The sequence below is a fragment of the Erythrobacter sp. JB1-7 genome (genome assembly GCF_057365015.1).
Genome location: NZ_CP200291.1, coordinates 2079463 through 2105210 on the forward strand (window position 1 = coordinate 2079463; position 25748 = coordinate 2105210).

Here is a 25748-nt window from a genome sequence, read left to right on the forward strand (position 1 = left end):
AAGTGGCTGAAAGCACTCTTCCAGCCGCCTCGCCAATAGGTGATGGCACCGCTGCTGCGGCAAGCCAGCCGGGCGGATGGCGATCCATGCTGCCGGATGGCGTGGCCGATTTCACCCGCCAGCCTGCCTTTGTGCGCGCTTTGCCTGCATTGATCGGATTGGGCGCAGTGGTCGCGCTGGCGGCGCTTTATATGATGATCGCATCGGGTCCGCAGCGGATTTTGTATTCCAGCCTGTCCGATGGCGAGCGCGCACAGGTGGTCGATACGCTGGAACGCGGCGGGATCAGCTATTCCATCGACAATGGCACAGGCGCGATGAGCGTGTCCGAAGATGATGTCTACCGCGCGCGCATGCTGGTCGCATCCGATGCCGGATTGGCAGCGCCCGAAGGGGCCAGCGAAATGCTGGACGCGATCCCGCTGGGTTCCAGCCGCACATTGGAAGGCGAGAGACTGCGGCTGGCGCGCGAGCGCGAATTGATGCTGACGATCCGCGAGATTGACGGGATCGAAGCGGTGCGCGTGCATCTCGCCACGCCTGAACGATCGGTGTTTGTGCGCAATGCCAGCCCGCCCAGCGCCTCTGTCATGGTGCGGCTGGTGGGCGGGCGTTCGCTGAGTCAGAATCAGGTCGAGGCCATCGTCAATCTGGTCTCAGCCTCGGTTCCGGGAATGACATCGGATGCGGTGCGCGTGGTGGACCAAAATGGCCGCCTGCTTTCTGCCGCCCGTGATGCCGCGATGGACGGGCTGGTTTTGCAGCGCGAATTTGAAACCAAGCTGAGCGAGCAGATCGCCGGATTGCTGACGCCTTTATTGGGAGAAGGCAATTTCTCCAGCCAAGTGCAGGTCGAACTCGACACCAAGGATGTGACAAGCGCCACAGAAAAATACAACGATCCCGGCGTGGTCCGATCAGAAAGCGAGCGCACATCGGTGCGCGTTGCAGGCAGCGGCGGTGTGGGCGGTGTGCCGGGTGTAACGGCAAACACGCCTCCGCCTGATGCCGAATTGGTGGACGAAGCGCCCAATCCCGAAGCCGCTGCTGCAGACACCGAAGCCGCCGCCGAAGATGGCGTGCCCAAAGACACCGAAAGCGCGACATCGCGCAATTACGAAGTGGGCCGCGAAGTGGCGGTGACTTCGACCCGGCCCGGCGGATTAACCAAGCTTTCGGTCGCAGTCGCGGTCAGTGATGAAGCATTGAAAGCCGCCGCCCCGATGACGGCGGAGCAATTGCAAAGCCTCGTCAGCGCGGCTGTCGGCGCGGACACGGCGCGCGGTGATATTGTCGAAGTGATCCCCAGCGCGTTTGAAACCGCAGTGATGGAACCGCCTGCCTTTTACGAACAGCCCTGGTTCGCGATGGTGGTGCGTTATGCCACCGCACTGATCGCAGTGCTGCTGGTGCTGTTCCTCGCCGTGCGCCCGCTGATCGGGCGAATCAAGAAAGACGGCGCGGCCAAGGAAAGCGCGGATGGCGATGATGATGTGCCCGTTCTGATTGATGGCGATGACCCGCTTGCGGGCGCAGCGATTGGTGCAGGCGGGGCTGGTTTGGCAGGGCAATCGCAAACAGCGCCAAGCACCTTTGCCGATCTGTCGAAACAGGTTGAGCTCGCCCGGCAGCTTGCCGTTAGTCAACCGGAACGCGCGGTCGAAGCGCTTCAGCGCATGTTAGAGCCGCCATCGGCCAAAGATGAGAAAGCGCCGTCTTCATGAGTGATGCTGATGTGAAAGAGGCTGATCCGGAAAGCGCATCAGACGCGCCTGCGATCCCTGAACCTTTGCTGGGCCGGGTGGACCGGGCGGCGGTGTTCCTGATGCTGCTGGGCGAGGATGAAGCCGCAGGTCTGCTTGGTCGGATGGAGCCTGTTGAATTGCAGGCGCTGGGCGCTGCCATGTGCGCGCTGGGTGATATCGATCAGGCGCGCATAGCTGAGGCGCTGGAAGATTTCGCAGGCGAAGCGGCGCGCGAAATTCTGCCCGCACGCGGCCGCAATGAACAGGTGCGCCTGATGCTTGAACGCTCGCTTGGCCCGACCAAAGCGGAAAGCATGATGCTGCGCATCGAACCAGCGCCGCGCCCGCGCAGCATCGAAATGGCGCGCTGGCTGGCGCCCAGTGTCGTTGTCAAACTGGTCGCGGATGAACACCCTCAAGTGATCGCGGCTTTGCTGTTGCTGCTGGAGCCGGAACCCGCTGCCGAAGTGCTTTCATCGCTGAATGAGACCAAGCAATCCGCCGTGGTGGAACGGATCGCCAAGATGGGCCCTGTATCGCAGCAGGCCATCGGCATGATCGATCAATTGCTCTCGCACCGCATCGGCGCGAATTTCGGCGCAAGTGCATTGGCCATGGGCGGCCCGCGCGAAGCGGCGAACCTTATCAACCTGTCCGAAGGCGAATTGCGCAATGTTGTGCTGCCCGCCATCGCCCAGCGCGACGAGGAACTGGCGCAGAAAATCGAAGACGAATTGTTCACGTTCGAAATGCTGCTCGAACTGGACCCGCAAGGGATGGGCCGCTTGCTGCGCGATGTGGATAACGAAGCGCTGATTGATGCGCTCAAAGGGCTTAGTGAAGAAGATCGCGAACCCTTCTTTGCCGCCATGTCAAGCCGCGCTGCTGATGGGGTGCGCGATGAGATTGAACTGCGCGGCAGATTGGCCATGGCCGATGTGAAACTGGCCCAGCGCAAAATTGTCGATCTCGCCCGCTCGCTGGCCGAAGAAGGCGAAATCTCCATAGGGACAGATGACAGTGAATTCGTCTGATTGGATCGCTGATGCGGCCGCGGCCGGGGCTTTGTCAGCCGGTGGTGCATCCGGCGCCGCCGTGCCCGATTGGATCGCGGCGTTCAGCGCGCCGAGCGAGTTTAGCGCGGCATCGCCCTTCGCTCAGGTGCAGCCGGCAGAGGAGACCCCGGAAACATCCCGGCCCAGCGAGCCTGCCCAGCCGCAAACCGAATGGGATCGCGGATATGCGCAAGGCGAAGCCGCCGCGCACAAGGCGCTGGAAGAAAAGCTGGCCCTGATGGACGATGAACGCATGGCTTTGCGGTTTGCCTTTCGCCAGCTCGATCAGGCGGCAATGGATGCGCTGGCGGCAGAACTGTCGGAGACGGTTCTTTCGCTGTGCGATGCGGCTTTGGCAGATCACGCTGCCGATCCCGATGCTCTGCAAAAACGCGCGCGCGCGGCAGCCACACGGCTTGGGTCCGCAGCGCAATCGTGCACTTTGCATCTGAACCCGGATGATCTGGCGCTGCTGGAAGAAGGCGCTTTGGCCGAATGGGAGATTGTGTCTGATCCGGCGCTCGAACGCGGCTCTATCGAACTTAGCGGACCCGAAGGCGGCGTGCGCGATGGCCCGGCGGAATGGCGGCGCGCGATTGCCGCTGCGTTGCGCGGATAGCGGCCTTTATGCTGGCCGAAATGCAGCTGGAATGCGCACGGATGCGGCGCGCGCATGTTGAATGCGGCCCTGTGATAACGGGGCGAGTGGCGGCGTGCGATGGCGGATTGGTCGAAGTGTCCGGATTGCCGCTGCCTATCGGTTCACTTGGAGCCATCGAGGCAGAGGATGGCACCGAAAGCCTTGCCGAAGTGATCGGTTTTCGCAGCGGACATTCTTTGATGATGCTGCTGGGCGATGCGGTGCTGCTGCGCCCCGATGCCAGCGTGCGCGCTTGCGGCAGGCCGGGCGAAATGCCCGTGGGCGATGCCGTGCTTGGCCGCGCCTTGGACGGGCTGGGCGCGCCGATTGATGGCGGGCCGCCGATTGATTTTACCCAGCACTGGCCGTTGGCCGGACACCGCGAAAGCGCGCTCGAACGCGCGCGGGTCAGCCAGCCGTTTGATTGCGGCGTGCGCGCGATCAACGCGCTTACCACGATGGGTGTGGGCCAGCGTATGGGCGTGATTGCCGGGTCCGGCGTGGGCAAATCGGTTCTGATTGACACGATTGCGGGCCATGCGGTCGCCGACATCACGATTGTTGCTTTGATCGGGGAACGCGCGCGCGAAGTGTCCGATTTTGTCGCGCGGCATATGGCAGGCCCGCAGCGCGGGCGCATTGTTGTTATCGCTGTACCTGCCGATCACGCGCCCAATCTGCGGCTGCGCGCGGCGCAATATGCCACCGCCTTATCAGAATATTTCCGCGCGCAAGGCAAAAGCGTGATGCTGATCCTCGACAGCCTGACCCGCGTTGCCCATGCTGCGCGCGAATTGGCGCTGGTGCTGGGCGAGCCGGGAGCTGCGCGCGGCTATCCGCCTTCGGCGTTAGCAGCTGTTACCAAATTGGTGGAACGTGCTGGCAATTCGCAGCGCACCGGCGGGGCTGTCACGGGCCTTTATACGGTTCTGGCCGATGGCGATGACACCGCTGATCCGGTGGTTGATACCGCGCGCGCGATCCTGGATGGGCATATCGTTTTGTCGCGCGATCTCGCGCAGCGCGGGCATTATCCCGCGATTGATGTGCCCGCATCGCTGAGCCGGGTGATGGATGAACTGGTGCCGCCGACGGTTGCAAAAGCGGCGCGCACAGTGCGCGGATTGATGAGCGTGCGCGAGGACAATCGCGATCTTGTTATGATGGGCGCTTACCGTGCAGGATCGGATGCGATGCTGGACAGGGCGCTTTCGCTGTCTGAGCGGATCGATGGCTTTGTCACGCAGCGCCGGGGCGAGGCGTTTGACCTTGAAGACAGCCAGAGCGCTCTGCTTGACCTTGCCGCAGCGGGGCAAGAGGCGATCCTTGCCGAATAATCGCAAGCTGAAACGCGCAGAGCGGCAATTGCTTTTGGCGCGCATTGCACGGCGCGATGCAATGACCGCGCTCGCCGATGCCATCGCGCAGGAACAACGCAGCGCCAGTCTGGCACAGCGCAGCCGCGAGCTTGCGCGCGGTTATGGCGGACGAACAGGCGCGCAAACGGGCAGTACGTTAAGCCATCAGACTCTGTTCGCAGGCGAGCTGGCCGCATTGGCGCGCAATGCCGATCAGGCGCGCGGTGATGCTTCGCGTCAGGCGCGCTGGCAGGTCGATAAGCTGGCGCAAAGCGAACAGCGGATCGAGCGATTGAGCGCGCGGGCCAAGGCCGCGCTTCGTGAACAGCGCGATAGGCAGGAACGCGTAGATCAGCCCATCGCCGCCGCCATGGCACGCAAATTGCAGTCCAATCCCGACAAAAGCTGAGCGCTGCGTTTTGGGTTTCGGCCCAAAGCGGATCTGAGCGCGGTTGAGCGTGTATTTTCAAGGATGATGCTATGATTTCCGGCTCCAATTCTGCGATTTCTGTTGGCAAAGTTTCCGCCGTAGCGGACCTGCCGAGCAGGCAAGGTCTGCCGAAGGGATCAGATTTGCCGGGTTTGCCCGCGCTGCCCGGACTGGCCAGTGCGCCCGGTCTGGCCAGCCCGCGAAGTCTAAAAGCCGCGCCCAATCCTGCCACGCCTCGCCCGTCCACCGATATGGCTGCGCTGCTGGGCGAGGGGGTTTTGGCTAAAGTGCATGGCGCTGGGGCTGGACCCGTTGCCGAGCCCACTATTGGCCGCGATTTTGGCTCCGGCGCTGGCAATGCGCCTTTGGACAAGGGCGGTGCCCTGTTTGATGGCCCGCTCAATGCCCCGTTCGATGCTAAGTCTGATGCTGCGCCCGATACTTCGTCCGAAAGCCCGGCCGATGCCTCGCCGATTGCGGATGCTGCCTTGCCCGGTAAGCCTTCCGAAATGCTTGCTCCCAGCGGAGTGCAGGCGGGCGGGTCGGCGGATGCGCCCCTTGGTCAATTCCCCATCACGCAGCCCGCAATCGACATCCGCGCGAAATTGGAATTTGCCAGTGCCCCGTCTGATTTAGGGCCTGATTTGAGGCCTGCTTTGCCGGGCGAAACTGAAGGCGCGCAGCCGATTGCGGATGCGAAATTGCCAGCAAAGGGCGTGCAGGATGCAATGCCCCGCGCGGTTGCAAAAGGATCGCAGGATCGGCCTGTTCCAATGCAGCATCAGGCTGAAACGCTTGCCGCAGCTGGGCTGCCGGATGTTGCAGCGGTGGTTCCTGTTAAAGCTACACGATTGGAAAAGGCGCGCCCGGCCGAGATGCCGCGCGATCCAGCCGCAGCGGGAGCTTTGCCAGCGCTTGAACCTGCCGCGCCGGATGCGGCCGATAGACGCGCGCGCGGCGAACCGGCCGCCGCACCCAAAGGCGGCAAAGCCTTGCAGGCAGGCAAGGATATGCCGGAAGCGAATGCCGCGCAGGCTTTACCGGCAGCGCAGGCTGCACGGTCCGGACCAGAAGCGGCCAAGCCCCTGCCGCAAGACCCCGCCGCTGCTCAATCGGCCGCATTGCCAAAGGGGGCGCAGCGCCCGGATAATGGCGCAGCAGACCTTAAGCGAGCTGTGCTTAATACGCCCGCACCAGATATTCTGCCGCAGCTCACCCGCGCGCGCCAGCAGGAGCAGCAGCCCCAGCTTGATCTGGCTCGCCTACAGGTCGCAAGCCCGCTTGCTGGCATTGGGGCCGCTGAAACTGCGGATGAGGGCAAGCTGCGCACGCTTCCCCAGACCCGCACCGATCCGGCCAAGCTTACTGCCGCCGCCCGATTGGCCGAAGCGCAGCCGGGCCATGACCCGATCGCAGAGCGGCCCGGTGCCGCATCAACGTCAGCCGCCAGCGCTTACGCTGCAGCCAACCCATCGGTCAGCGCCCCCACGAGCGCCGCCGCTCCCAACACACTCTCAGCCGTTCCGGCTCCCGACAAAGCGATCGCCCCGCAAGTTGAGCAGGCGATCGACCAATTGACCCAGACGCGTGAGGCATCGCGGTCTGCCCGGCCCGAATTGACCGTGCGCCATGCCGAATTTGGCGCGGTCAATATGCGGCTGGAGGCATCGGGCGCGGATTTGCGCGCCGTGCTGACCAATCGCGATCCCGGATTTATCCCGGCAATCCATGCCGCTTTATCGGATCGCGCGGTCATCGCTGCAGTTGAAACCACCAGCCATGCAGGCAACCAGCCCGGATCGCGGCAGCAGGAAAACAGCCAAAACGGTGCAAACAATGGGGCCCATTCCGGCGCGCATAATGCGGGCAGCGGCGGGTCTGCGGCAGGCGGAAACCCGCGCTACGGGTCTTTCCTAGGGGAGGGGGAAGCGGCTCTCAACCATCTTTGGAGCATTTGGACGCTGACAGGCAGGACAGCCTTTTGCGCGGTGACGGCGGGGCTGATGGCCTGGCGGGCGCCAAGCGCAATGGCGGGCTGTTCGCTTAAACTTGCCACGCACGCTCGGGGAGCTGAAACACAATGGCCAAGACCGAAGATAAGGACGACAAAGCCTCTGGCGGGGGCGGGGTGATGATGAAAATCGTCATCGCGGTTGTGCTCACGCTCGTCCTCGCAGGGGGCGGGGCTTACGGCGCTTATGCCGCCGGTTTGTTTGGCGGCGGGAAAGACAGCGGGCCGGACTTGCCCGAATATGTCAAAAAGGGCGAAGATGATCCCTATGCCATGCCGGCAGAGGGCGGCGGCAAGGATGAATTTACCGTCGTTCACGGCGAAGGCGGCAGCGAATACCGCACCGCATATTACAATTTCGAAGACAGCTTCACGTCCAACCTGGCCGGTTCGCCTGCGCTGGTACAAACCGAGCTGGCCGTATCCACGCGCCGCGATGGACGCGTTTTGCAATGGGTCAAAACACACGAGCTGGCGATCCGATCAGCAATCCTGGCGCAGCTTGCCGCAACGACAGAGGCGGAATTGTACGATGTTGAAGGCAAGGCTAAGCTCACCGAGCGCCTGACCGATGCGATCAATGCTGTGCTGGAGGAAAACGAAGGCTTTGGCGGGGTCGAAGCGGTGCATTTCAGAGGGCTGCTGGTCCAATGAACTTGTCCCCCAACATGGCAGACGCCTTTGCCACCGCGCGTCCGCAGGCGCAGCACTGCGATGATCTCATTCGCACTGGCCCGCGCCCCGAAGAACGCGCGGAAAACCTTGCCGCATGGCAGCGCGATATTGCGCGCGAATTGTCGCAGGATCTGTCCGAATTGCTCTCAGGCGCAAAGTTGACCGTTGAACTGTCAGCGCCTGAAACAATGGCCGGGTCCGATGTGCTTGCTCGGATTGGCCCAATTGCCGCGAACAGCCTGCTGCGCTGCGGGCAGGATGATCACACGCTGCTGTTGTCCTATGATTTTGCCACTGCGATTGCGCTGACGGATCGCTCGTTCGGCGGGGATGGCAGGCCGAGCGAAGATGATCTGCCCGAACAATTGCCGCGTTCTGCTGCTATGCTGACCGACACTGCGGCCAAGATTATCGCCCAGACCATCGCGCGGGTTAGCATGGAAGGGCAGGCTGGTTCGAGCAGCGGCCCCGGCAACGGCGGCGCGGTGCGGTCGATCAAAGCGGATGTGATAGTCCGCAGCGAAAGCGCAGGCAGATTGAAACCGTTTGATCAGGACACACCTTGCGCGGTCTTTACCCTGGAATGCCGCGAGGAAAGCGCCTCGGGCGATCCGCTTATCTGGAAAGCGCTCATCGCGCTGCCCGAACAGCGGCTCGACCGATTGCTGCCGGGCGCGGCCAGCAATGATGCGCGCAGCGATAAGGCGGCGAAACGGCGCGGGGGCAATGATGCACCCTTTGCCCATATCCCTCTGTCAATCGAAGCGGTGCTGGCGGAATTTGACCTCTCGCTCACCCGGCTCGAACGGCTTAGGCCCGGCGATCAGATCCCCTTTGCCATGCCGCGCGAAGTGCCGCTGCGCATGGGCGAGGACGTGCTGGCGCATGGCCGCCTTGGCACGATTGACAATCGGATGGCGGTGCGCCTCACCCGGTTTCACCGCAGCGGGGTGGCGGCATGAACGCGGTCAGCCCTGCTTTGCAGCGATTTGGCGATGTCAGCGTAAGGCTGGCGGTGGAATTGGGCCGCAGCGATATGCCGCTGCGCGATGTTCTGGCGCTGGGCGAAGGCAGCGTGGTGCCATTGAACAGGCTGACCGATGAATTGCTCGATATCACCGCCAATGGCCGCGTTATCGCGCGCGGCGAAGTGGTGGCGCAAGATGGCCGATTCGCGCTGCGGATTGTCAGCCTTGCGGGTCATGATGAAGGGCCGGGCCTTGCCGCCCCACCCTCTTCAGCGCCTTCCGCCTCCCTTTCTGGCGGGGCAATGGATGATGCGTCATCAGCACAGCCGCCGCCCATGGGCGACACCGTTGGTGCGCCGAAAGACGCCCTGAAAGACACTTTAAAAGACACTCAGAAAGACATTGGCCAATGATGGCCGAATATCTTGTGCGGCTGGCGATTTTGCTGCCGCTTTTGGGGCTGCTTATCTGGGGCAGCTTGCGCCTGACGCGGTTTTTGCAGACCCGTTTGGTAGGCATGCAATCAGCATCGCGCGCGGTCAAGCTGGTTGAAACCAGTCTGGTGGCGCCGGGTTTGAAACTGGCCGTTGTCCGCTTTCATGACCGCGAGATTTTGCTGGGCTGTTCGCGTCAGGGGCTGGTGCGGCTGGCCGAAAGCAATCCAATTCCCGATGCGGCAGAGGCAAATACCGCTGAACACTCCAATCCAAACCCCCGGCATGAGCGGTGTTTTCCGCCTTGTCCTTGGCGCCATCGGCCTTGCCGGGTTAACCATATTTCTGGGCCTTGATATGGCCCATGCCGCAGCGCCCCAATTGCCGCCCCAGACGCCCGATCCGGGGGAAACCGGCGCAGGCATTGGCAGCGCCATTGAACGCGCGCTGGGCGGTGAAAACGGCAGCGATGCTGCGGGCGAGGGGGATGCGCCTTTAAGCCTGTCCTTGCAGGTTCTGCTGGTGATGAGCCTGCTGACGATCCTGCCCGCGATCGTTTTGATGATGACCAGTTTCCTGCGCATCCTAATAGTTCTGTCGATCCTGCGCCAGGCGTTGGGGTTGCAGGGTTCCCCGCCCACTCAGGTGCTGGTGGGGCTGTCGCTGTTTTTGTCGCTGTTTGTCATGGCCCCCACGATTGATGTCGTGAACGCCACCGCGATTGAACCTTATGCGGCGGGCACTCTGGATGCTGATGCTGCCATTGCGAGCGCGGGCGAGGCGTTCCACGCTTTTATGCTGCGCCAAACGCGCGAGGCGAACCTTGTGATGTTCACCGATCTGGCGGGCGGGGGATTGTTTGAAAATCCATCGGACATTCCATTTTCGATCCTGTTGCCCGCTTTCGTCACTTCCGAATTGGAAACCGCATTCCAGATCGGTTTCATGCTGTTTCTGCCGTTTCTGGTGATCGATCTGGTGGTGGCCAGCGTGCTTATGAGCCTGGGCATGATGATGCTGTCACCCACGATTGTGTCGCTGCCGTTCAAGCTTTTGCTGTTTGTGCTGGTTGATGGCTGGGTGTTGTTGATGGGCAGTCTGGCGATGAGCTTTGCCTGAAGGAGCACGCAGCCATGCAGGATGATGTCCAATTGCTCGCGCTGGCGGATCAGACCTTGTGGACGGTCGCGCTGATTGCTGGCCCCGTTTTGATCGCCGCGCTGACAGTCGGGCTGCTCGTCGGGATCATTCAGGCAGCGACATCGGTCAACGAACAGACGCTGACATTCGTGCCCAAATTGATGATTGTCGCGCTGGTTTTCGTTGTGCTGGGCGGCACGATGATCGGTTTACTGGGCGATTTTCTGATCGAGATTTTCGCTCATATCGCGCAGGTTTCGGCCTGATCGGGCCGGACCTTGCCTATCTGGTGCGCGCGCGATGAACACGCTTGATTTCGGCTTTGCCAATCTGGATGCGCAATTGTGGCAATTGCTGCTCTTATCGGTGCGCTGTTCGGTGGCGATATTGGCTGCGCCCATGATCGGCGGATTGACCGTACCTGTGCAGGCGCGCGCCATGCTGGGCATTGCTTTTGGCGTGTTTGTGGCGGTGTGGATGCCGTTGCCCCCGCTGCCCGATATGATGAGCTTTGCCGCCATTTTGGCCGTCGTTCAGGAAGTGTTGATCGGGGTGGCCATGGGCTTTGTCTTGCAGGTTGCCTTTGCTGTCCCCCTGATCGCGGCAGAACAGATCGCGGGCACGATGGGCCTTGCGATTGCGACCAGCATTGATCCGGCCAGCGGCGCGCAATCGGGCGCGCTTGGCACGTATTTTTCGCTGGTGATGACTTTGTTGTTCTTTGCCATTGGCGGGCATTTGCTGTGGTTTGAATTGCTGATCGAAAGCTACCGCATTCTGCCTGTAGGCTCCTTTGCCTTTGGCGAAGTGCGCGCGCGCGCTTTGGCGGAATTTATGGGTTATGGATTTGCGCTCGCCGCAGCGATTGGCTTTCCCGTGGTGCTGGTTTTGCTGGTGGTGCAAATGGTGACAGGGATGATTTCGCGCTCTGCACCGGCGCTTAACCTGTTTGCGCTGGGCTTGCCGGCAGGCGTGTTTGCCGGGATTGCTGCGCTGATACTGGCAATGCCGATCCTGATTGAGCAATTTACAACCGCATTGTTCGTCGCGCTGCAACAGGCAGAGCTGGTGATTGCGCCTGCCGGTGGGGCGCAGTTATGAGCGAGGAAACCGCAGGCGAAAAGACCCTAGAACCCACGGACAAAAAGAAACGCGACGCGGCGCAAAAGGGCAATGTCCTGCGGTCGCGCGAAGTCGCTAGCGCAGCCGCCGTGGCGACAGGCGTGTTCGTGCTGTCACAAGTGGGCGGTTGGCTGTTTTCCGGGCTGGATACCGTCGCCAATGCCAGTTTCCGGTTTGACCACCGGACTTTGGAAGCGTTGGAGCCGGGGCGCTTATTCAAACTGGCGGGCGCGCAATTGCTTCCCCCCATTCTGGTGATCGGTTTGTGCGTGATGGCGATGACGCTGGCGGCGCAATTACTGCTGGGGGGCGAAGGGCGATTTGTGCTCAAAAATCTGGAGATGAAAGCGACGCGCGTCAGCCCGCTGGCCGGGATTAAACGGATTTTCGGCATTCAGGGCCTGGTGGAACTGTTCAAGAGCGTTTTGAAACTGGTGCTGATGGCATCGCTTGCCGCGTGGTGGGCGGCGGACAATCTCACATTGCTGCTGGGGCTGGGGCGCGGCAGTTTGGATGTGCAGATCGCTTATGCGCTGGAAGCTCTATCATCGCTGGTTGGGCTGCTGGTGCTGGGCCTTATCATCATCGCGATGGTCGATTTTCCGCTCCAGCAATTCCAGCGCAACAAAAAGCTCAAGATGAGCCATCAGGACATGCGCGATGAAACCAAGCAATCCGAAGGGTCGCCCGAAATGAAAGGCGCGCGCCGTCAACGTCAGCGCGATATGGCGCGCGGCGGCGTGGCAGGCGCGATGAAAGAAGCACAGTTTGTGGTGGTGAACCCGCTGCATTTCGCAGTTGCGCTAACTTATGATCCCGATCTGGCACCGGCCCCTGTCGTGCTGGTCAAAGGGCGCGGGGAAACCGCGCTCGCCATGCGCGAAATTGCAGTCGAAGATGGCTTGCCCGTGCTCGAATATCCAATCCTGGCGCGCGCGATTTATTTCACCACACAGGCCAATCAAATGGTGCGCGAAGATTTGTATGTCGCGATCGCGTCGCTGGTTGCCTTTGTGCTGTCGCTGAAACGCGGGGGAAAGCCAGCGCTGCCCACAATCGAAGTGCCCGAAGACTTGCGCTTTGATGGCGATGGCAAACGCGAAATTCCGGCTTAAACCTGCTTCAAAAGGACCGTTCTATCCACCATGGACAATCCCGGCTCATCAATCATTTCCGCGCTCGGCGCAGGCAGCGGCGTCAATTTTGTGCAATTGGCCAATGACATTTCCGAGGCCACGTTTGCCGCCCAGCGCCAAAATCTCACATCGCGCAACGAAACGCTCACCGCGCGCATTTCGGCAGCGGCAAACCTGCGCAATGTCCTCACAGAGCTGTCTTCGGCATTGGGCGACCGTATCCGCACCGGCGATCTGTCGCCTGAAGGCACAGTCGCTGACCCAAGCGTTGCCAGCGTCTCCACTCCGACAGGCTCCACGCCCACGGGCACATATTCGCTCGAGGTTAGCCAATTGGCGCAAAGCCAGACATTGGTGTCCCCCGCTTTTGCCGATGCGAGCGATCTGGTGGGCGAAGGCACGCTGACCATAAGGTTCGGCACGGTCGCAGGCGGCGGCTTTACCGAAGACACGAACCAGACCGCACTCGATATCACGGTCGATGCGGCTGATACGGTGGAAACTCTCGCTGCCAAAATCACCACCGCCAGCGATGGCGCGCTGACGGCTTATGTGGCGCAAGGCACCGATGGCGCGCAATTGGTGATCAAGGGGCAGGACGGCGATGTAAACGGCTTTACTCTTGAAGGAAGCAATGCCTCCATCCTGCCCATCGGCGGCGGCGGCCCCGGCGATCTGACTTATCTGTCATGGGATCCGGGCAGCGATGCCGGCCAATTGCGCCAAACCGCGCAGGATGCAGTGTTCGAACTGGACACAGTCGAAATTCGCAGCACCAGAAACACTGTCACCGGCCTTCCCGAAGGGATGACGCTGGAGTTGACCGGCACCAATCCGGGCGCGCCCACCACCATCAGCTTTGTCAGCAATACAGGCGCGATTTCCGCTGTCATGGCCGATCTGGTCGCGGCGCTGAATGATGTGGCGGGCATCGTCAACGAAGATGGCAATGCACTGGGCGGCGCGCTGGGCAATGATCCGGGCGCGCGCGCGCTTAAGGGTGATCTGGGGCGGCTTACCAATGAAGTGATCATGCCCAATGCCGAAGATGATGAACCGCGCACTTTCGCCGATCTCGGCGTTTCGCGCACGGCTGATGGCACGTTTGTGCTGGATGCAGAGCGGCTGAATGAAACGCTCAGCGCCTATCCCGATGCCACCGCAGCCATGTTCACCACCAGCGTTTTCGGCGTGTTCGCCACTATCGACAATCTGGCGCGCGACAACACCACGACGACCGATCCTGGTTCGCTGGGCGGTTCGGTGGATCGGTATGAAAACCTGATTGAGCGCAATGATGAACGCCTGGAACGCATTGCCGATCAACAAAACCGCCTGCGCGAAAGGCTGGTGCGCGATCTGGTTGGCGCGGAAAGCCGAATTGCCAGTTCGCAATCCACGCTCAGCTTTTTGCAGCAGCAATTTGACCTGTCGAACAACAATTAAGCGCGCCGCGATCCCCCCTATGCAAAGCTTTTCCACCAATCCTGCCGCGGTTTATCGCAAGGTTGATCTGGATGCCCGGATTGAGGCTTCCGGTGGCAGCGATCTGACGCGCATCTGCCTTGAAGAGGCGATCTCTGCGCTGGGTCAGGCGCTGGTCCGGCTGTCGCAAAACCCCGATGCGGTGCCGCGCGATGCGCTGGTTCGCGCGCACAGCATTGCATTGTGGTTGATGCGCACGGTCGCGCCGGACAATCCTTTGCGCGATGCGCTGCTGCAATTTTACGGCGGGCTTGAAAAAACCATCCGCAGCAATCTGGTAAAGCCGCGGCTCAGCGAATTAAACAGCGCGCGGCGCGATTATCAGGATTTACTCGAAGCGGCGAAAGCTGCCGCCTAATCCTCAAGTGCTGGCCTTACTCCGCGGCGATTGCCCGTGCGATGATCGCGGCGGCATCGGCCGGGTCTTCGAAAGCATGAAAATGCGTCCTGTCTGACCGATCAAGATCCGTGCCGTTTGGCATAATATCTGCCAGCCCCGGCCATGTGGGCGAGCTTTTGAAATCCATCAAATTGGTGCGTTTCGCGCGCACGATAAGTGCAGGCGTTTTGCAGGACCGGGCGGCATCAAAAATGCCGGTATTGCTCCGGCTGGAGGCGTAAATGCTGGCTTCCATTTGGGGCGCGCAGGCGAGCTCGAACCCGTCGCCGCCCAATGCTGGCAGCAGGCCGTGGCGGCAATAATCCTCAAACACACGGGGCGAAAAAATCGCATAGGGATCACGGCTTTTGAACCGTTCGATCATCGCCTCGGCTGAGGCAAAATCACGCTTTCGCTTGGCTGTGGGGTGCGGGTTGTCAGGGGTGAAAATGGTTTCTGGCGCCTCGTAATATTCCGGTTCCAGGATCACCGGATCAAACAGCACCAATTGGCTAAAGGCAGCCGGCAATTCGCTGGCTGTATTCAGCAGCACATGCGCGCCCATGGAATGGCCTACGGCAACCGCGCCTGCCAAATCCAGGTGCAGGGCGAGCGCTTTCATATCATCAATCAACACGCGCCAATCGGTGATCGGATCGCCCGTGCTGCGGCCATGCCCGCGCTGATCGACCCCGATCACGCGGTGATGGGGGAAATGTTCTATAATCGCGTCATAACAGCGCGCGTGAAATCCAGTGGCATGGGCGAACAACAAGGTCGGCAGAGCGGCTGAATGGCCCGCCCGTTCGTCTTGTGCCGGCTCATCAGGGGCCCAATCGAAAAAGCACAGATTGATGCCGTTCACATCCGCCGTTCGCTGAACAGGCGCGGACCTAACTGGCATGTGCATCGCCTTGCGCCGTGTCCGCTTCTTCGAGTGGCAGAGCCGATTTTAACAGGAAGAACCCGGCAAAGGCGGCCACCAGGACCCGGCCAGCACGCCCACTTTCACCGCATCAATCTGCGCCTGATCGGTAAAGGCAAGATTGCCGATAAACAGGCTCATCGTGAAACCAATCGCCGCGAGCAGCGACAGCGCGTGCAGTTTGCGCCAGGTCACCTTTTCGGGAAGCGTCGCCAGCCCCAGTTTTACCGCGACAAAGGCAAATCCGAAAATCCCGATCTGCTTGCCGATAAGTAGCCCCAACGCAATGCCCAACGGCAGCGGTTGGAGCAGATCAGCCGGCGACAATCCGATCAGTGTCACGCCCGCATTGGCAAATCCGAAAATCGGGATAATCAAAAACGCGACCCAGCTGTGCAGGCCGTGTTCCATATGTTCAAGCAGGCGAGTGCCATCCTTGGCCGCCATTGGCACCATCATCGCCGCGGTCACTCCGGCCAAAGTCGCGTGAACGCCTGATTTCAGCACAAACACCCACATGATAACCGTGAGCACGACATAGGGGATGGACGATGCGATGCGCGCGCGGCCCACTGCAAAAAGCAGCGCCAGCATGATGCCGCCGCCGATCAGCATATCAACCTTGATCTCGCCCGAATAAAACAGCGCAATCACCGTGATCGCGCCAATATCGTCAATCACAGCAATCGCGAGCAGCAAGGCCTTCAAAGCCACCGGCACGCGCGGGCCAAGCAGCGACAGGATGCCGAGCGCAAAGGCGATGTCGGTCGCTGCCGGAATGGCCCAGCCGCTGATCGTGTCGGGCGAATTGAGATTGAAGGCGACAAAGATCAGCGCAGGGATGGCCATGCCGCCAATCGCAGCGGCAAGCGGGAGCGATGCCTTATCCAGCGTGGACAATTGCCCCTCGATAATCTCGCGTTTCACTTCCAGCCCGATAAGGAAGAAAAAGATCGCCATCAGGCCATCATTGATCCACAAAATCAGTCCCTTATTAATTTCGAAATTTCCGAAAGAGACATTCAGTTTGGTCTCAAGCGTGCCGAAATAGAGGGGCGCAAGCGGGCTGTTGGCGATGATCAGCGCGAGCAGCGCCGAAATGATCAGAACAATGCCCCCTGCGCTTTCCTGTTTGAGGAAATCTTTAAGCGCGGCGCCCACCCGGTTGATCATGATTAAACGTATCCTTTGGCCAGTTTTGGCGATGTCACAATACTGAACGTGCAAAGAGTGCATCGGTGCCCGAAATTCGCGCAATTGCAAATAGGGCGGCGTGCGGGATTGATTGGGGATCTGAACCGGGGGCAGGCGCGGGGGAGAGCGGCAGGAGGACCGGATTGATTGACATTCCCGTGCGTATCGGGAAACGCGCTGGCAAGCCTCTTGGTTTTTTGCGTTTATCCTCGGAGAATTTTGTTTGCCCGATCATCCCTCACACGAAACGGTTCTGCCGGTTGATGAGGGTGCGTTTCGCGCGCTGATGAGCAAATTTGCCACCGGCGTGTGCGTGGTGGCGGCGATTGGCGATGACGCGGATGCCGGCCTGAAAGCAAGCCCGGTGGGGATCACGGTCAATTCGTTTGTGTCGGTCTCGCTTGATCCGATGCTGGTGTGTTGGAGCCTTCACAATTCGTCCAGTCAATTTGATATCTGGACAGGCAAACGCGCGTTTTCGATCAGCATTCTGGCGCAGCACCAACAGGCGATTGCGCTGCGCTATGCCGCGCGGGACAAAATTGCGGACCCGGCCGATTTCGTGATTGGCAAGAGCGGTCTGCCGCATATTGGCGGGGCGCTGGGCCATTTGGAATGCCGTCCCTACCAGACCTATCCTGCAGGCGATCACACAATGATCCTAGGCGAAGTGACGGGGCTCTATCTTGATGGCGATAGCGGCGGGAAAGAGGCCAGAGATGAAAGCCAACCTCTGCTGTTTTTCAAAAGCGGGTTTCGCTCAATCGCCGCGGCGTAAGCAGCCCCTTTTTGATTCAGACTTAAAATGTATGCTGGCGAAGAATTTGAGAGCCCACACTCCCTCAAAAATCAAAAAAACCTGCATATCAGATAATTGAATACAAGTAATGGTGCGGTCGAGAAGACTCGAACTTCCACGGGCGTTAGCCCACAACGACCTCAACGTTGCGCGTCTACCAGTTCCGCCACGACCGCACGTGTAAGACCGGAGCAAACCAACGCTGCCCCTCGGTAGGAGCGCGCCACTAGCAACCTGTCTGATAGCGCGCAAGGCTTTTGCGAGATAAGCGCGCGCTTTGCGTCAGAGACTTGCCCAAGAGACTGGGGGTAAATGGCAACCGCCCTCGCGATTGGGTCAGTTCGGGGCCCAGCCCAATTCAGCTTCGCGCGCGGCTGCCGGTATGTCGGAAATGGCTTCTGTGACATTCAGGCTTTCGCCCGGCGCCAGCTCACTTTTCGCAGGGGCAACCGGCCATTTGCCCACTTCGCGCCCGCGCTCATCAAGGAAAACGACCAGCATGCTCGGCACGGCGATCGCTTCTGCTCCGGTGTTTGAGATCGTCCCGCGCACACGGAAAATCTCTTCGCCTGTTGGCAGGGTTTCGGTGCGTTGCTGTTCACGCGGGAAATCGAGCACCAATTCCGGCTTGTTCACGCCAAAGGTGGGCTGATTAACCGGGAACCAATCGGGCAGACCATAATAGCTGACCGCAAGGACGGTGGCGCTGGCCAAAACGGCAAAGGCAATAGCGGCCGCAGTCCACATTTTGAGCGGATTGCGCCGCGCAGTGAATGGCGGGCTGTATTCGAATTGCGAGATGCCGTCTTCGTAATCCTCTTCGGGATTTGACGAATAGTCCTCTTCATCGAAGCTGTGATCGGCGAGCGGATCGCTGTCAGAGACAAAGTCCGGCTCGGCATCGAAATCGGGCACGTCATCGCTATCGGGTGCGTCTGTGAAAGGCTCATCGTCAGCGAAGGCGTCGGTTTCGCTTACCGCCTCCTGCGTGCTGGTTTCTTCATCAGAGGTATCGCGACCGCGCTGAAAGACGCCGCCAAACATGGGCGATTTGGTTTCGCTTGCGGGCGCATCGGCCTCTGCATCTTGCACAGGGTCGCGGCGCGCCATGCCATTGCGGAACGCGCGCGCGGCAACAGAGGAACTTTGCGCCTCTGCGCTGCGCTGCGCATAGGCGGGCTGGGTTTCGCCGTCGGGCGCATCGGCGGGCGCAGGCGCATCGCCGGGCGCATCAGATGTCCGCCAGTGATTGACCGAGGGGCCGGCATCGCTCGCCGTCTCTTCGGCTGCGCGCTGCGGCGCAGACTGCGGCGCTGGTCTGGACGGCTCATCAGCGCTGGTAGTTTCTTCGCGCGGGGGGAGCGGGGCTGCATCCTGATGCCAGCTGTGCTTGCATTTTGCACAGCGCACAGTCCGGCCATCGCCGCCAATCGCAGCGTCCGGCACAACATAGCGCGTGGCGCAGGCAGGACAGGATATAATCATGGTCACACTTGCAATACGCCTGACACTCAAAGGCACAAGGGCTGGCGCCGCTTACATGAACAATTCGGGGGTTTTTTCCACAAAGGGTACAATTATCGTTCTGTAATGCAGGCAGAGCAGCCAGTGGGGCTTTCCCCATTCGCGCCGCGCTGATAGGACGTTTCCCATGACCGAACGCGCGTCCGAAATTGTGAAATTTGACAATGTCGGGCTGCGTTACGGCGCCGATCCTGAGGTGTTGAGCGATCTTAGTTTTACGCTGTTTCCGGGCAGTTTCTACTTTCTGACAGGGGCAAGCGGGGCTGGCAAAACCAGCCTTTTGAAATTGCTTTACCTAGCGCAAAAACCATCGCGCGGCTCGATCAGCTTGTTCGGCAAGGACATGATAACGCTGCCCGCCCCTAGCCTTCCCGAATATCGCCGCAGGCTGGGCGTTGTCTTTCAGGAATTTCGCCTGATTGAGCATTTGTCTGCTTTCGACAATGTCGCTTTACCGCTGCGCTTGTCTGGCACGGATGAGGGTAAAGTGTTCAAAGCGGTGTCTGACATGCTCGAATGGGTTGGTCTGTCGCACCGGGCGCAGGCCAAACCGGAGACATTGTCGGGCGGAGAACAGCAGCGCGTCGCCATTGCGCGCGCGGTCATTGCTCGCCCACGCATGCTGATCGCGGATGAGCCGACAGGCAATGTCGATCCGGAAATGGCGCTGAAACTGCTGCGCTTGTTCGAAGCGCTCAACAATCGTGTGGGCACAACCGTGGTGGTGGCGACCCACGATGTGCATTTGCTCAAGAAAGTTCCGGAATCGCTGATTATGCGGCTGAATAAAGGGCGGCTGTCCGATCCCACTGGCGCGCTGCGTTATCCGCCAAAGCCGGGCGGCGCATCCAGCACGCAGCGAGGGCGAGGGTAAAAGATGGCCCAAGCGCGCGCGCCTGATACGGCAATCCCTGACGTTCCCATTCCCGATGCGCTGCCCGCCAGTGGCAAAGTGCCCAAGCCCAAACGGGCGGGCACAGGCGCAAGCGATTTGCTGCCCAAGGCGCGGTTCGGCGGGCCAATCCCGTGGGTGATCGCCATCCTGATTGCGCTGGTTGTGATCGCGGCAGCGGGCGGGCTGGCGCTGCGCAATCTGGCAGAGACCGCGCGCGCCGATATCTCCAATGCGGCAACCATCCAGATCCTAGAGCCCAATCCAGAGCTGCGCATTGAACGTGTGGCAGGCGCGGTTGGGGTGCTGGAAAGCGACAATCTGGTGCGATCCTTGCGCGTTGTGCCGGATGAAGAGCTCACTCAATTGCTCGAACCATGGCTGGGCGCGGGCGCGGCGAGCGAGGATATCCCGATCCCGGCATTGATCGATGTAGAATTGTCGCGCGCGGCGTCGCCTGAAGAAATTGCCCGGTTGCAGGACGCTTTGACGGCTGTTGTGCCGCAGGCGCGCGTTGATGCGCAATCGGAGTGGCTAGCGCCGGTTTACGATGCTTTGTCGGCGCTGCAATATCTGGCGCTGGGGCTGATTGTGCTGATCGCTTTGGCCACCGCTGCGGCAGTGTGGCTGGCCGCGCGCAGTGCGTTCAGCGCGCATAAGGATACCGTTGAGATCATCCATCTGCTTGGCGGCACCGATGCGCAGATCACGCGCGTGTTTCAGCGCGCGGCCATGCGCGATGCGGCCTTTGGCGGGGTGGTTGGATTGGTGCTGGGGACCGCGGCGGTTTGGCTGCTGGGCCAGCAATTCAGCGCGCTTGACAGCGGCATGGTGAGCGGAGGCGGATTGGGCCTTGCCGATTGGCTGGCGTTAATCCTGATCCCTGTTGCAGGGGTTGCGCTTGCTTTTGTCACTGGCCGGATCACCATTGCATTTGCGCTGCGATCCATGTTGTGAGCGCCCAGTAATGTTACGACGGATTTTATCAGCTGCGTTTCTCGTATGGGCGCTGGGGTTCTTGTGGTTCACCATCACATTGCCCGGCCCCGGCGGCGCGCAAAAAACCGATGCGGTGATTGTCCCAACAGGCGGCGCGGGCCGCATCGCGCAGGGTTTGGCGGTGATGGACGAGGGCCTCGCCCCGCAAATGCTGGTAAGCGGAGTGGACCGCGATGTGAAACCAGGCGAATTTGCTGCCGAATTCGAAGTGGATGACGTGCGCATGCAATGCTGCGTTACGCTTGGGTTTTCCGCTATCGACACCCGCACCAATGCCTCTGAAACCGCGCAGTGGGTCGAAGCCAACGACATCGCTTCGCTGCGCCTTGTGACAACCGATTGGCATATGCGCCGCGCGGCAGGCGAGCTTGACCGGCAATTGCCAGCTGGCATCACGGTGGTGCGCGATGCGGTGGCATCGCAGCCCAGCCTTGCGACACTGTTCCTTGAATACAACAAGCTGATTGCCAGTTCGGCGGCCAGCCTTGTCAATCTGTAAGATCAGAGCGTGGCAATAGTGCGAAGCCTTTTGTTTTACCCCCTTTTCTACGGGTTCAGCGCGCTGCTTGTGATCGCATCGGTTGCCGCCAGTTTGATGGGGCGCGATGCCGTTGCGGGGGTGGTCAATCTGTGGGGGCGCTGGCACCGCTGGTGCGTCATCCATGTGCTGGGCATCACAATCGTGGTTGATGGCAAAGTTCCCGAAGGCGCGTATCTGATCGCGGTCAAGCATGAGAGCTTTTTTGAAGCGATTGACATGCCGTTCCTCTTCAATTTCCCCGCTGTCTTTGCCAAACGAGAGCTGTTTTTGATCCCCGGATGGGGGTATTCGGCAAAAGTGTACGGTCTGATCCCTGTTGCGCGTGACAAGGGGGCAAAGGCGCTGCGAGAAATGATCGCAACGGCCAAATTGCGCGTGGGCGAGGACCGGCCGCTGGTGATTTTCCCCGAAGGAACCCGCGTCGATCATGGCGATAATCCGCCGCTGCAATCAGGATTTGCGGGTCTTTACAAGCTGCTTGCCTTGCCCGTCGTGCCGGTCGCAGTGGATAGCGGGCCGCTTTACCATGGCTTTATCAAACAGCGCGGCACGATCACTTACCGCGTGGGCGAGACGATCCCCGCAGGCCTTGCCCGCGGCGAGATTGAAGAACGGGTGCGCCGCGCGATCAATGCCTGCAATTAAGGGCTGATCTTGGCGGCGGCGTTTATGCGGCTACGAATGATCCTCGCGCCCGAAATCGGGCCGGTCATCATCTTGGCCCTGCTCAATCACTTGCCGCCGGATCGCGCGCGTGCGGCTGAACAGATCATGCAAAGTGTCTCCGTCCCCTGATCGGATAGCGCGCTGCAAAGCGGTGAGATCTTCGCTGAAACGGCCTAGCATTTCGAGCACTGCTGTCTTGTTCGACAAGAACACATCGCGCCACATGACAGGATCGGATGCCGCAATCCGGGTGAAATCGCGAAAGCCGCCGGCTGAATATTTGATAACTTCAGAAGCTGTGACTTCTTCCAGATCGCTTGCCGTGCCAACAATCGTAAAGGCGATAAGGTGCGGGATATGGCTGGTGACAGCCAGCACCAGATCGTGATGCTCGGCATCCATAATTTCAATGCGCGCGCCAAGCTGGCTCCAGAATGCCGACAGCGCTTTTACAGCATCTTCATCCGCGCCAGTTGGCGGGGTCAGGATGCACCACCGATTGGTGAACAGCGAGGCAAAGCCTGCCTCTGGTCCTGATTGTTCGGTCCCTGAAACAGGGTGCGCGGGGACGATGTGCCGGCCTGGCAAAGTTGCGGATAGCTTTTGCGCCAGCCCCGTTTTGGATGACCCGACATCGCTGATAATCGCATCAGCTCGCACCGCATCCGCCATGGCAATCGCGGCGCTTTCCATCGCGCCCATCGGCACGCACAAGATCACGAGGTCCGCATCATGCACGGCGTCCTCGATGGTGTCGGCGACCGCGTTCGTAAGGCCCAAAGTGCGCGCTTTTTCGCGGACATCCGGGTTCTGGTCAAAACCGGTCGTCACAATCCCGGCTGCGCGCGATTTAACCGCAAGGCCAATCGATCCGCCCAGCAGACCCAGTCCAATGATCGCGACGCGCTGAATTGTCATGCGGCCTCTCCGCATAGCGTGCGCAAAGCGGCGATCACGCGGTCCATATCGTCAGGTTTGCCGATGGTGATGCGCAAGGCATGGGGCAGTCCCTGACCCGGCAAATGGCGCACGGCGTAACCGGCTTTGTCCAAAGCGGCGAGAGCGGTTTCGGCTTTCACATCGCCTTCGAACAGGACGAGGATAAAGTTTGCCTGGCTGGGAATGGCGCGAAGGCCGTGATTGCCCAGCGCCTCTATCGCGCGTGTCAGTTGCGCGCGCCCCTTTGCATTCACATCGCGCGAGCGGGCCATGAATGCCTGATCGCCCAGCGCAGCCATTGCTGCCATTTGCCCCTGAGCGGACACATTGAATGCCCCGCGCAGCCGGTTGAGCGCACCAATCAGACCGGGCGCGCCCGTTGCCCAGCCAATCCGCAAACCGGCCAGCCCGTAAGCTTTGGAAAATGTGCGCGTCACCAGCACATTGTTCGCCGATGCGGCAAGGTCCAGACCGTCATCGGACAGATCATCCTCGACATATTCAGCATAGGCCTGATCGAGCGCCAGCAGCACGTGACCGGGCAAACCCTGATGCAGGCGGCGCACTTCATCGCGGCCAATTGCAGTCCCGCCGGGATTGTTCGGATTGTCGAGCAGCACCACTTTGGTCTTGTCCGTGATGCTTGCCAGAATTCCGTCGACTGATGCTGTGAAATCATCATCGGGCGCAAACACCGGCGTGGCCCCCACTTTGCGCGCAATCAGCGGGTAGAGCGAAAAGGAGAAAGCGGAAAACACCACCTCATCACCGGGCCCAGCAAAGGCTTGCACTGCGCAATGGAGCAGCTCACCAGAGCCTGTGCCGCATACGATGCGCGCAGGATCAATGCCGTGCAATTGGCCCAGTCTGTCCGTGAGAGCCTGCGCGCCCGGATCGGGATACAGCTCGGGCTGGCCCGGCTCGCTCAGCGCCTGCAATGCCGCCGGGCTGCACCCAAGCGGGTTTTCATTGGCCGAAAGCTTGATCAGCGCGCGCCCATCATCGCCCTTGGATTTGCCGGGGACATAGGGACGGATCGCGTTGATCCATGGCTTGAGTTCAGGTTGCATCGGCATAGTTGCTGCGCGCATAACCGCTCTTGTCATGAAAAAACAGCGCAATTGACAGCCGCGCTGCCGTGGCCCAATCCGCGTGCCCTGATGACTGCCGCTTCCGCCTCGAAATGCTACACGCTGCCTGCCGCTTTACCGCTTGATAGCGGGCAGGAGCTCGATAGCGCGCAAATCGCGTACGAGACTTATGGAACGCTTGCGCCGGACAAATCCAACGCCGTTCTGATCTGTCATGCACTGACCGGCGATCAATATGTCGCGAGCGATCATCCCGTGACAGGAAAGCCTGGCTGGTGGGTGCGGATGGTCGGGCCGGGCAAGCCAATTGATACAGATCGCCATTTTGTCATCTGCGCCAATGTCATCGGGTCTTGCATGGGCTCCACCGGGCCTGCGAGTGCGGACCCAGATGGCGCACCTTACGCCATGGATTTCCCCGTCATCACCATACGGGATATGGTGCGCGGGACTATGGCTTTGCTTGATGGCTTGGGAATTGAACGGCTGCACGCAGTGGTCGGCGGCTCCATGGGCGGAATGCAGGCGTTAAGCCTTGCTGCCAATTGGCCGGATCGGGCAGAGCGCGTTTTGGTGATAGCATCAACCGCGCGCCATTCGGCGCAGAATATCGCTTTTCATGAGCTTGGCAGACAAGCGATTATGGCCGATCCTGCATGGGCGGGCGGCGATTATTATGGCGGGGATACCAAACCCGACAACGGCCTTGCCGTTGCGCGCATGGCCGCGCACATCACCTATCTTTCCGAAGAGGGGCTGACCGAAAAATTTGGCCGCCGCTTGCAAGATCGTGATGAGAAAAGCTTTGGGTTCGAAGCGGATTTTCAGGTCGAAAGCTATCTGCGCTATCAGGGCAGCGGCTTTACGCAGCGGTTTGATGCCAACAGCTATCTCTACATCACGCGCGCGATGGATTACTTCGATCTTGCCGAGGAACATGGCGGGCGGCTGGCCGATGCGTTTGCCAATGCGTCGACGCGTTTTTGCCTTATCAGCTTTGACTCAGACTGGCTCTATCCCACCGCCGAAAGCCGCCATATCGTTCATGCCTTGAACGCAGCAGGTGCAAAGGTCAGCTTTGTTGAACTCACTGCCAATGCAGGCCATGACAGCTTCCTGTTGGAGCACGACCAGCTGGACCGCGTGGTGCAGGGGTTTGTCGAATGACCGAGGTGCTTTCCCAAGGATACGAACTGACTTTTGACAAGGCAGCGATTGACCCTGTTGCGGCGCATAAATTTCTCTCAGGCTCGTATTGGTCACGGAATATTCCGCTTGAGACTGTGAGTCGTGCAATCGCGAACAGTGTGTGTGTGGCGGTTAGGCATAAAGGCATACAAGTCGGTTTTGCTCGCGTTGTAACGGACAAAGCGACCTTTGCTTATCTGGCCGATGTTTATGTCCTTGAAGAACACCGGGGGCAGCGGTTGGCGTTTTCCATGGTCAAGGCTCTGCAAGAACACCCTGATTTGCAAGGCTTGAGGCGTTGGCTATTGGCTACGCTTGATGCGCACGCGCTCTATGCAGAATTGGAGTGGGAGCAATTGCCGGAACCGGAAATTATGATGCAGCGCCATTTTCCAGACATCTACCAATGACC

Annotated in this window: 28 protein-coding genes and 1 tRNA gene; 23 read left to right on the forward strand and 6 right to left on the reverse strand. The window is 60.3% G+C overall.

Annotation, left to right across the window (positions count from 1 at the left end; translation table 11 throughout):
• Positions 1 to 2: 2 nt before the first annotated feature.
• From fliF to AC0V6W_RS10190, 16 genes are all read left to right on the forward strand, one after another.
• Complete coding sequence (gene fliF / locus AC0V6W_RS10115; protein WP_486149632.1) at positions 3 to 1724, forward strand: flagellar basal-body MS-ring/collar protein FliF; 1722 nt, start codon at positions 3 to 5, stop codon at positions 1722 to 1724.
• Positions 1721 to 2779 (forward strand): flagellar motor switch protein FliG, encoded by a 1059-nt coding sequence (gene fliG / locus AC0V6W_RS10120; RefSeq protein ID WP_486149634.1) that lies wholly within the window; start codon positions 1721 to 1723, stop codon positions 2777 to 2779. Before fliF ends, fliG begins: the two co-directional genes overlap by 4 nt.
• Positions 2766 to 3419, forward strand: coding sequence for a FliH/SctL family protein (locus tag AC0V6W_RS10125; protein WP_486149636.1), 654 nt, complete (start codon positions 2766 to 2768; stop codon positions 3417 to 3419). Before fliG ends, AC0V6W_RS10125 begins: the two co-directional genes overlap by 14 nt.
• A gap of 8 nt (positions 3420 to 3427) precedes the next feature.
• On the forward strand, positions 3428 to 4777 hold the full coding sequence (locus AC0V6W_RS10130) for a FliI/YscN family ATPase (RefSeq protein WP_486151556.1): 1350 nt from the start codon (positions 3428 to 3430) through the stop codon (positions 4775 to 4777).
• Positions 4767 to 5207 (forward strand): hypothetical protein, encoded by a 441-nt coding sequence (locus AC0V6W_RS10135; RefSeq protein WP_486149638.1) that lies wholly within the window; start codon positions 4767 to 4769, stop codon positions 5205 to 5207. The genes AC0V6W_RS10130 and AC0V6W_RS10135 overlap by 11 nt, the downstream gene beginning before the upstream one ends.
• Before the next feature lie 71 nt (positions 5208 to 5278).
• On the forward strand, positions 5279 to 7360 hold the full coding sequence (locus AC0V6W_RS10140; protein ID WP_486149640.1) for a hypothetical protein: 2082 nt from the start codon (positions 5279 to 5281) through the stop codon (positions 7358 to 7360).
• Positions 7309 to 7893 carry a flagellar basal body-associated FliL family protein gene (locus tag AC0V6W_RS10145; RefSeq protein ID WP_486149642.1) on the forward strand — a complete coding sequence of 195 codons (585 nt, stop codon included), beginning with the start codon at positions 7309 to 7311 and terminating at the stop codon, positions 7891 to 7893. The genes AC0V6W_RS10140 and AC0V6W_RS10145 overlap by 52 nt, the downstream gene beginning before the upstream one ends.
• Positions 7890 to 8876 carry a FliM/FliN family flagellar motor switch protein gene (locus AC0V6W_RS10150; RefSeq protein WP_486149644.1) on the forward strand — a complete coding sequence of 329 codons (987 nt, stop codon included), beginning with the start codon at positions 7890 to 7892 and terminating at the stop codon, positions 8874 to 8876. Before AC0V6W_RS10145 ends, AC0V6W_RS10150 begins: the two co-directional genes overlap by 4 nt.
• Complete coding sequence (fliN, locus tag AC0V6W_RS10155) at positions 8873 to 9295, forward strand: flagellar motor switch protein FliN (RefSeq protein WP_486149646.1); 423 nt, start codon at positions 8873 to 8875, stop codon at positions 9293 to 9295. Before AC0V6W_RS10150 ends, fliN begins: the two co-directional genes overlap by 4 nt.
• On the forward strand, positions 9292 to 9672 hold the full coding sequence (locus AC0V6W_RS10160) for a flagellar biosynthetic protein FliO (protein ID WP_486149648.1): 381 nt from the start codon (positions 9292 to 9294) through the stop codon (positions 9670 to 9672). The genes fliN and AC0V6W_RS10160 overlap by 4 nt, the downstream gene beginning before the upstream one ends.
• Entirely contained in the window at positions 9602 to 10435 is an 834-nt protein-coding gene (gene fliP / locus AC0V6W_RS10165; protein ID WP_486149650.1) for a flagellar type III secretion system pore protein FliP, read from the forward strand. Before AC0V6W_RS10160 ends, fliP begins: the two co-directional genes overlap by 71 nt.
• 14 nt (positions 10436 to 10449) lie before the next feature.
• Positions 10450 to 10722 (forward strand): flagellar biosynthetic protein FliQ, encoded by a 273-nt coding sequence (locus AC0V6W_RS10170; protein WP_486149652.1) that lies wholly within the window; start codon positions 10450 to 10452, stop codon positions 10720 to 10722.
• Positions 10723 to 10756: 34 nt separating this feature from the next.
• A complete protein-coding gene (locus tag AC0V6W_RS10175) occupies positions 10757 to 11557 on the forward strand; it encodes a flagellar biosynthetic protein FliR (protein WP_486149654.1) in 801 nt (266 codons plus the stop codon).
• Positions 11554 to 12693 (forward strand): EscU/YscU/HrcU family type III secretion system export apparatus switch protein, encoded by a 1140-nt coding sequence (locus tag AC0V6W_RS10180; RefSeq protein WP_486149656.1) that lies wholly within the window; start codon positions 11554 to 11556, stop codon positions 12691 to 12693. Before AC0V6W_RS10175 ends, AC0V6W_RS10180 begins: the two co-directional genes overlap by 4 nt.
• Positions 12694 to 12723: 30 nt before the next feature.
• On the forward strand, positions 12724 to 14160 hold the full coding sequence (gene fliD / locus AC0V6W_RS10185; RefSeq protein ID WP_486149658.1) for a flagellar filament capping protein FliD: 1437 nt from the start codon (positions 12724 to 12726) through the stop codon (positions 14158 to 14160).
• 19 nt (positions 14161 to 14179) lie between these two features.
• On the forward strand, positions 14180 to 14557 hold the full coding sequence (locus AC0V6W_RS10190) for a hypothetical protein (RefSeq protein ID WP_486149660.1): 378 nt from the start codon (positions 14180 to 14182) through the stop codon (positions 14555 to 14557).
• Positions 14558 to 14573: 16 nt separating this feature from the next.
• Here AC0V6W_RS10190 and AC0V6W_RS10195 read toward each other — a convergent pair whose 3' ends face one another.
• Positions 14574 to 15482: an alpha/beta fold hydrolase gene (locus tag AC0V6W_RS10195; RefSeq protein ID WP_486149662.1), complete on the reverse strand. Its 909-nt coding sequence runs from the start codon at positions 15480 to 15482 to the stop codon at positions 14574 to 14576.
• A 48-nt stretch (positions 15483 to 15530) separates the two neighbouring features.
• Positions 15531 to 16676, reverse strand: a complete 1146-nt coding sequence (gene nhaA / locus AC0V6W_RS10200; protein WP_486149664.1) for a Na+/H+ antiporter NhaA — start codon at positions 16674 to 16676, stop codon at positions 15531 to 15533.
• A 244-nt stretch (positions 16677 to 16920) separates the two neighbouring features.
• Here nhaA and AC0V6W_RS10205 point away from each other — a divergent pair, with 244 nt between their 5' ends.
• The gene (locus AC0V6W_RS10205) at positions 16921 to 17475 is read left to right on the forward strand and encodes a flavin reductase family protein (protein WP_486149666.1); all 555 of its coding nucleotides are present in this window, start codon (positions 16921 to 16923) and stop codon (positions 17473 to 17475) included.
• Between the two features lie 110 nt (positions 17476 to 17585).
• Here the strand turns inward: AC0V6W_RS10205 and AC0V6W_RS10210 are convergent.
• Positions 17586 to 17672: transfer RNA gene (locus AC0V6W_RS10210), tRNA-Leu, on the reverse strand.
• A 160-nt stretch (positions 17673 to 17832) separates the two neighbouring features.
• Complete coding sequence (locus AC0V6W_RS10215; protein WP_486149668.1) at positions 17833 to 18981, reverse strand: MJ0042-type zinc finger domain-containing protein; 1149 nt, start codon at positions 18979 to 18981, stop codon at positions 17833 to 17835.
• 166 nt (positions 18982 to 19147) lie between these two features.
• On the opposite strand from AC0V6W_RS10215, the gene ftsE reads away from it, so the two are divergent.
• Genes ftsE through AC0V6W_RS10235 form a run of 4 tightly spaced genes read left to right on the forward strand, consistent with a single transcriptional unit; the run spans position 19148 to position 22097 of the window.
• Positions 19148 to 19894 carry a cell division ATP-binding protein FtsE gene (gene ftsE / locus AC0V6W_RS10220; RefSeq protein ID WP_486149670.1) on the forward strand — a complete coding sequence of 249 codons (747 nt, stop codon included), beginning with the start codon at positions 19148 to 19150 and terminating at the stop codon, positions 19892 to 19894.
• A 3-nt stretch (positions 19895 to 19897) separates the two neighbouring features.
• Positions 19898 to 20869 carry a cell division protein FtsX gene (locus AC0V6W_RS10225; protein WP_486149672.1) on the forward strand — a complete coding sequence of 324 codons (972 nt, stop codon included), beginning with the start codon at positions 19898 to 19900 and terminating at the stop codon, positions 20867 to 20869.
• A gap of 10 nt (positions 20870 to 20879) precedes the next feature.
• The gene (locus AC0V6W_RS10230) at positions 20880 to 21410 is read left to right on the forward strand and encodes a YdcF family protein (protein WP_486149674.1); all 531 of its coding nucleotides are present in this window, start codon (positions 20880 to 20882) and stop codon (positions 21408 to 21410) included.
• Between the two features lie 30 nt (positions 21411 to 21440).
• Positions 21441 to 22097, forward strand: coding sequence for a lysophospholipid acyltransferase family protein (locus AC0V6W_RS10235; protein ID WP_486149676.1), 657 nt, complete (start codon positions 21441 to 21443; stop codon positions 22095 to 22097).
• A 30-nt stretch (positions 22098 to 22127) separates the two neighbouring features.
• Here AC0V6W_RS10235 and AC0V6W_RS10240 read toward each other — a convergent pair whose 3' ends face one another.
• Both AC0V6W_RS10240 and AC0V6W_RS10245 read right to left on the reverse strand, forming a co-directional pair.
• Complete coding sequence (locus AC0V6W_RS10240; RefSeq protein ID WP_486149678.1) at positions 22128 to 23036, reverse strand: prephenate/arogenate dehydrogenase family protein; 909 nt, start codon at positions 23034 to 23036, stop codon at positions 22128 to 22130.
• Complete coding sequence (locus AC0V6W_RS10245; RefSeq protein ID WP_486151558.1) at positions 23033 to 24133, reverse strand: pyridoxal phosphate-dependent aminotransferase; 1101 nt, start codon at positions 24131 to 24133, stop codon at positions 23033 to 23035. The genes AC0V6W_RS10240 and AC0V6W_RS10245 overlap by 4 nt, the downstream gene beginning before the upstream one ends.
• Before the next feature lie 84 nt (positions 24134 to 24217).
• Here AC0V6W_RS10245 and metX point away from each other — a divergent pair, with 84 nt between their 5' ends.
• Together metX and AC0V6W_RS10255 are read left to right on the forward strand one after the other, a co-directional pair.
• A complete protein-coding gene (gene metX / locus AC0V6W_RS10250) occupies positions 24218 to 25315 on the forward strand; it encodes a homoserine O-acetyltransferase MetX (protein ID WP_486149680.1) in 1098 nt (365 codons plus the stop codon).
• Positions 25312 to 25746 carry a GNAT family N-acetyltransferase gene (locus AC0V6W_RS10255; RefSeq protein ID WP_486149682.1) on the forward strand — a complete coding sequence of 145 codons (435 nt, stop codon included), beginning with the start codon at positions 25312 to 25314 and terminating at the stop codon, positions 25744 to 25746. The genes metX and AC0V6W_RS10255 overlap by 4 nt, the downstream gene beginning before the upstream one ends.
• The last annotated feature ends 2 nt before the right edge of the window (positions 25747 to 25748 follow it).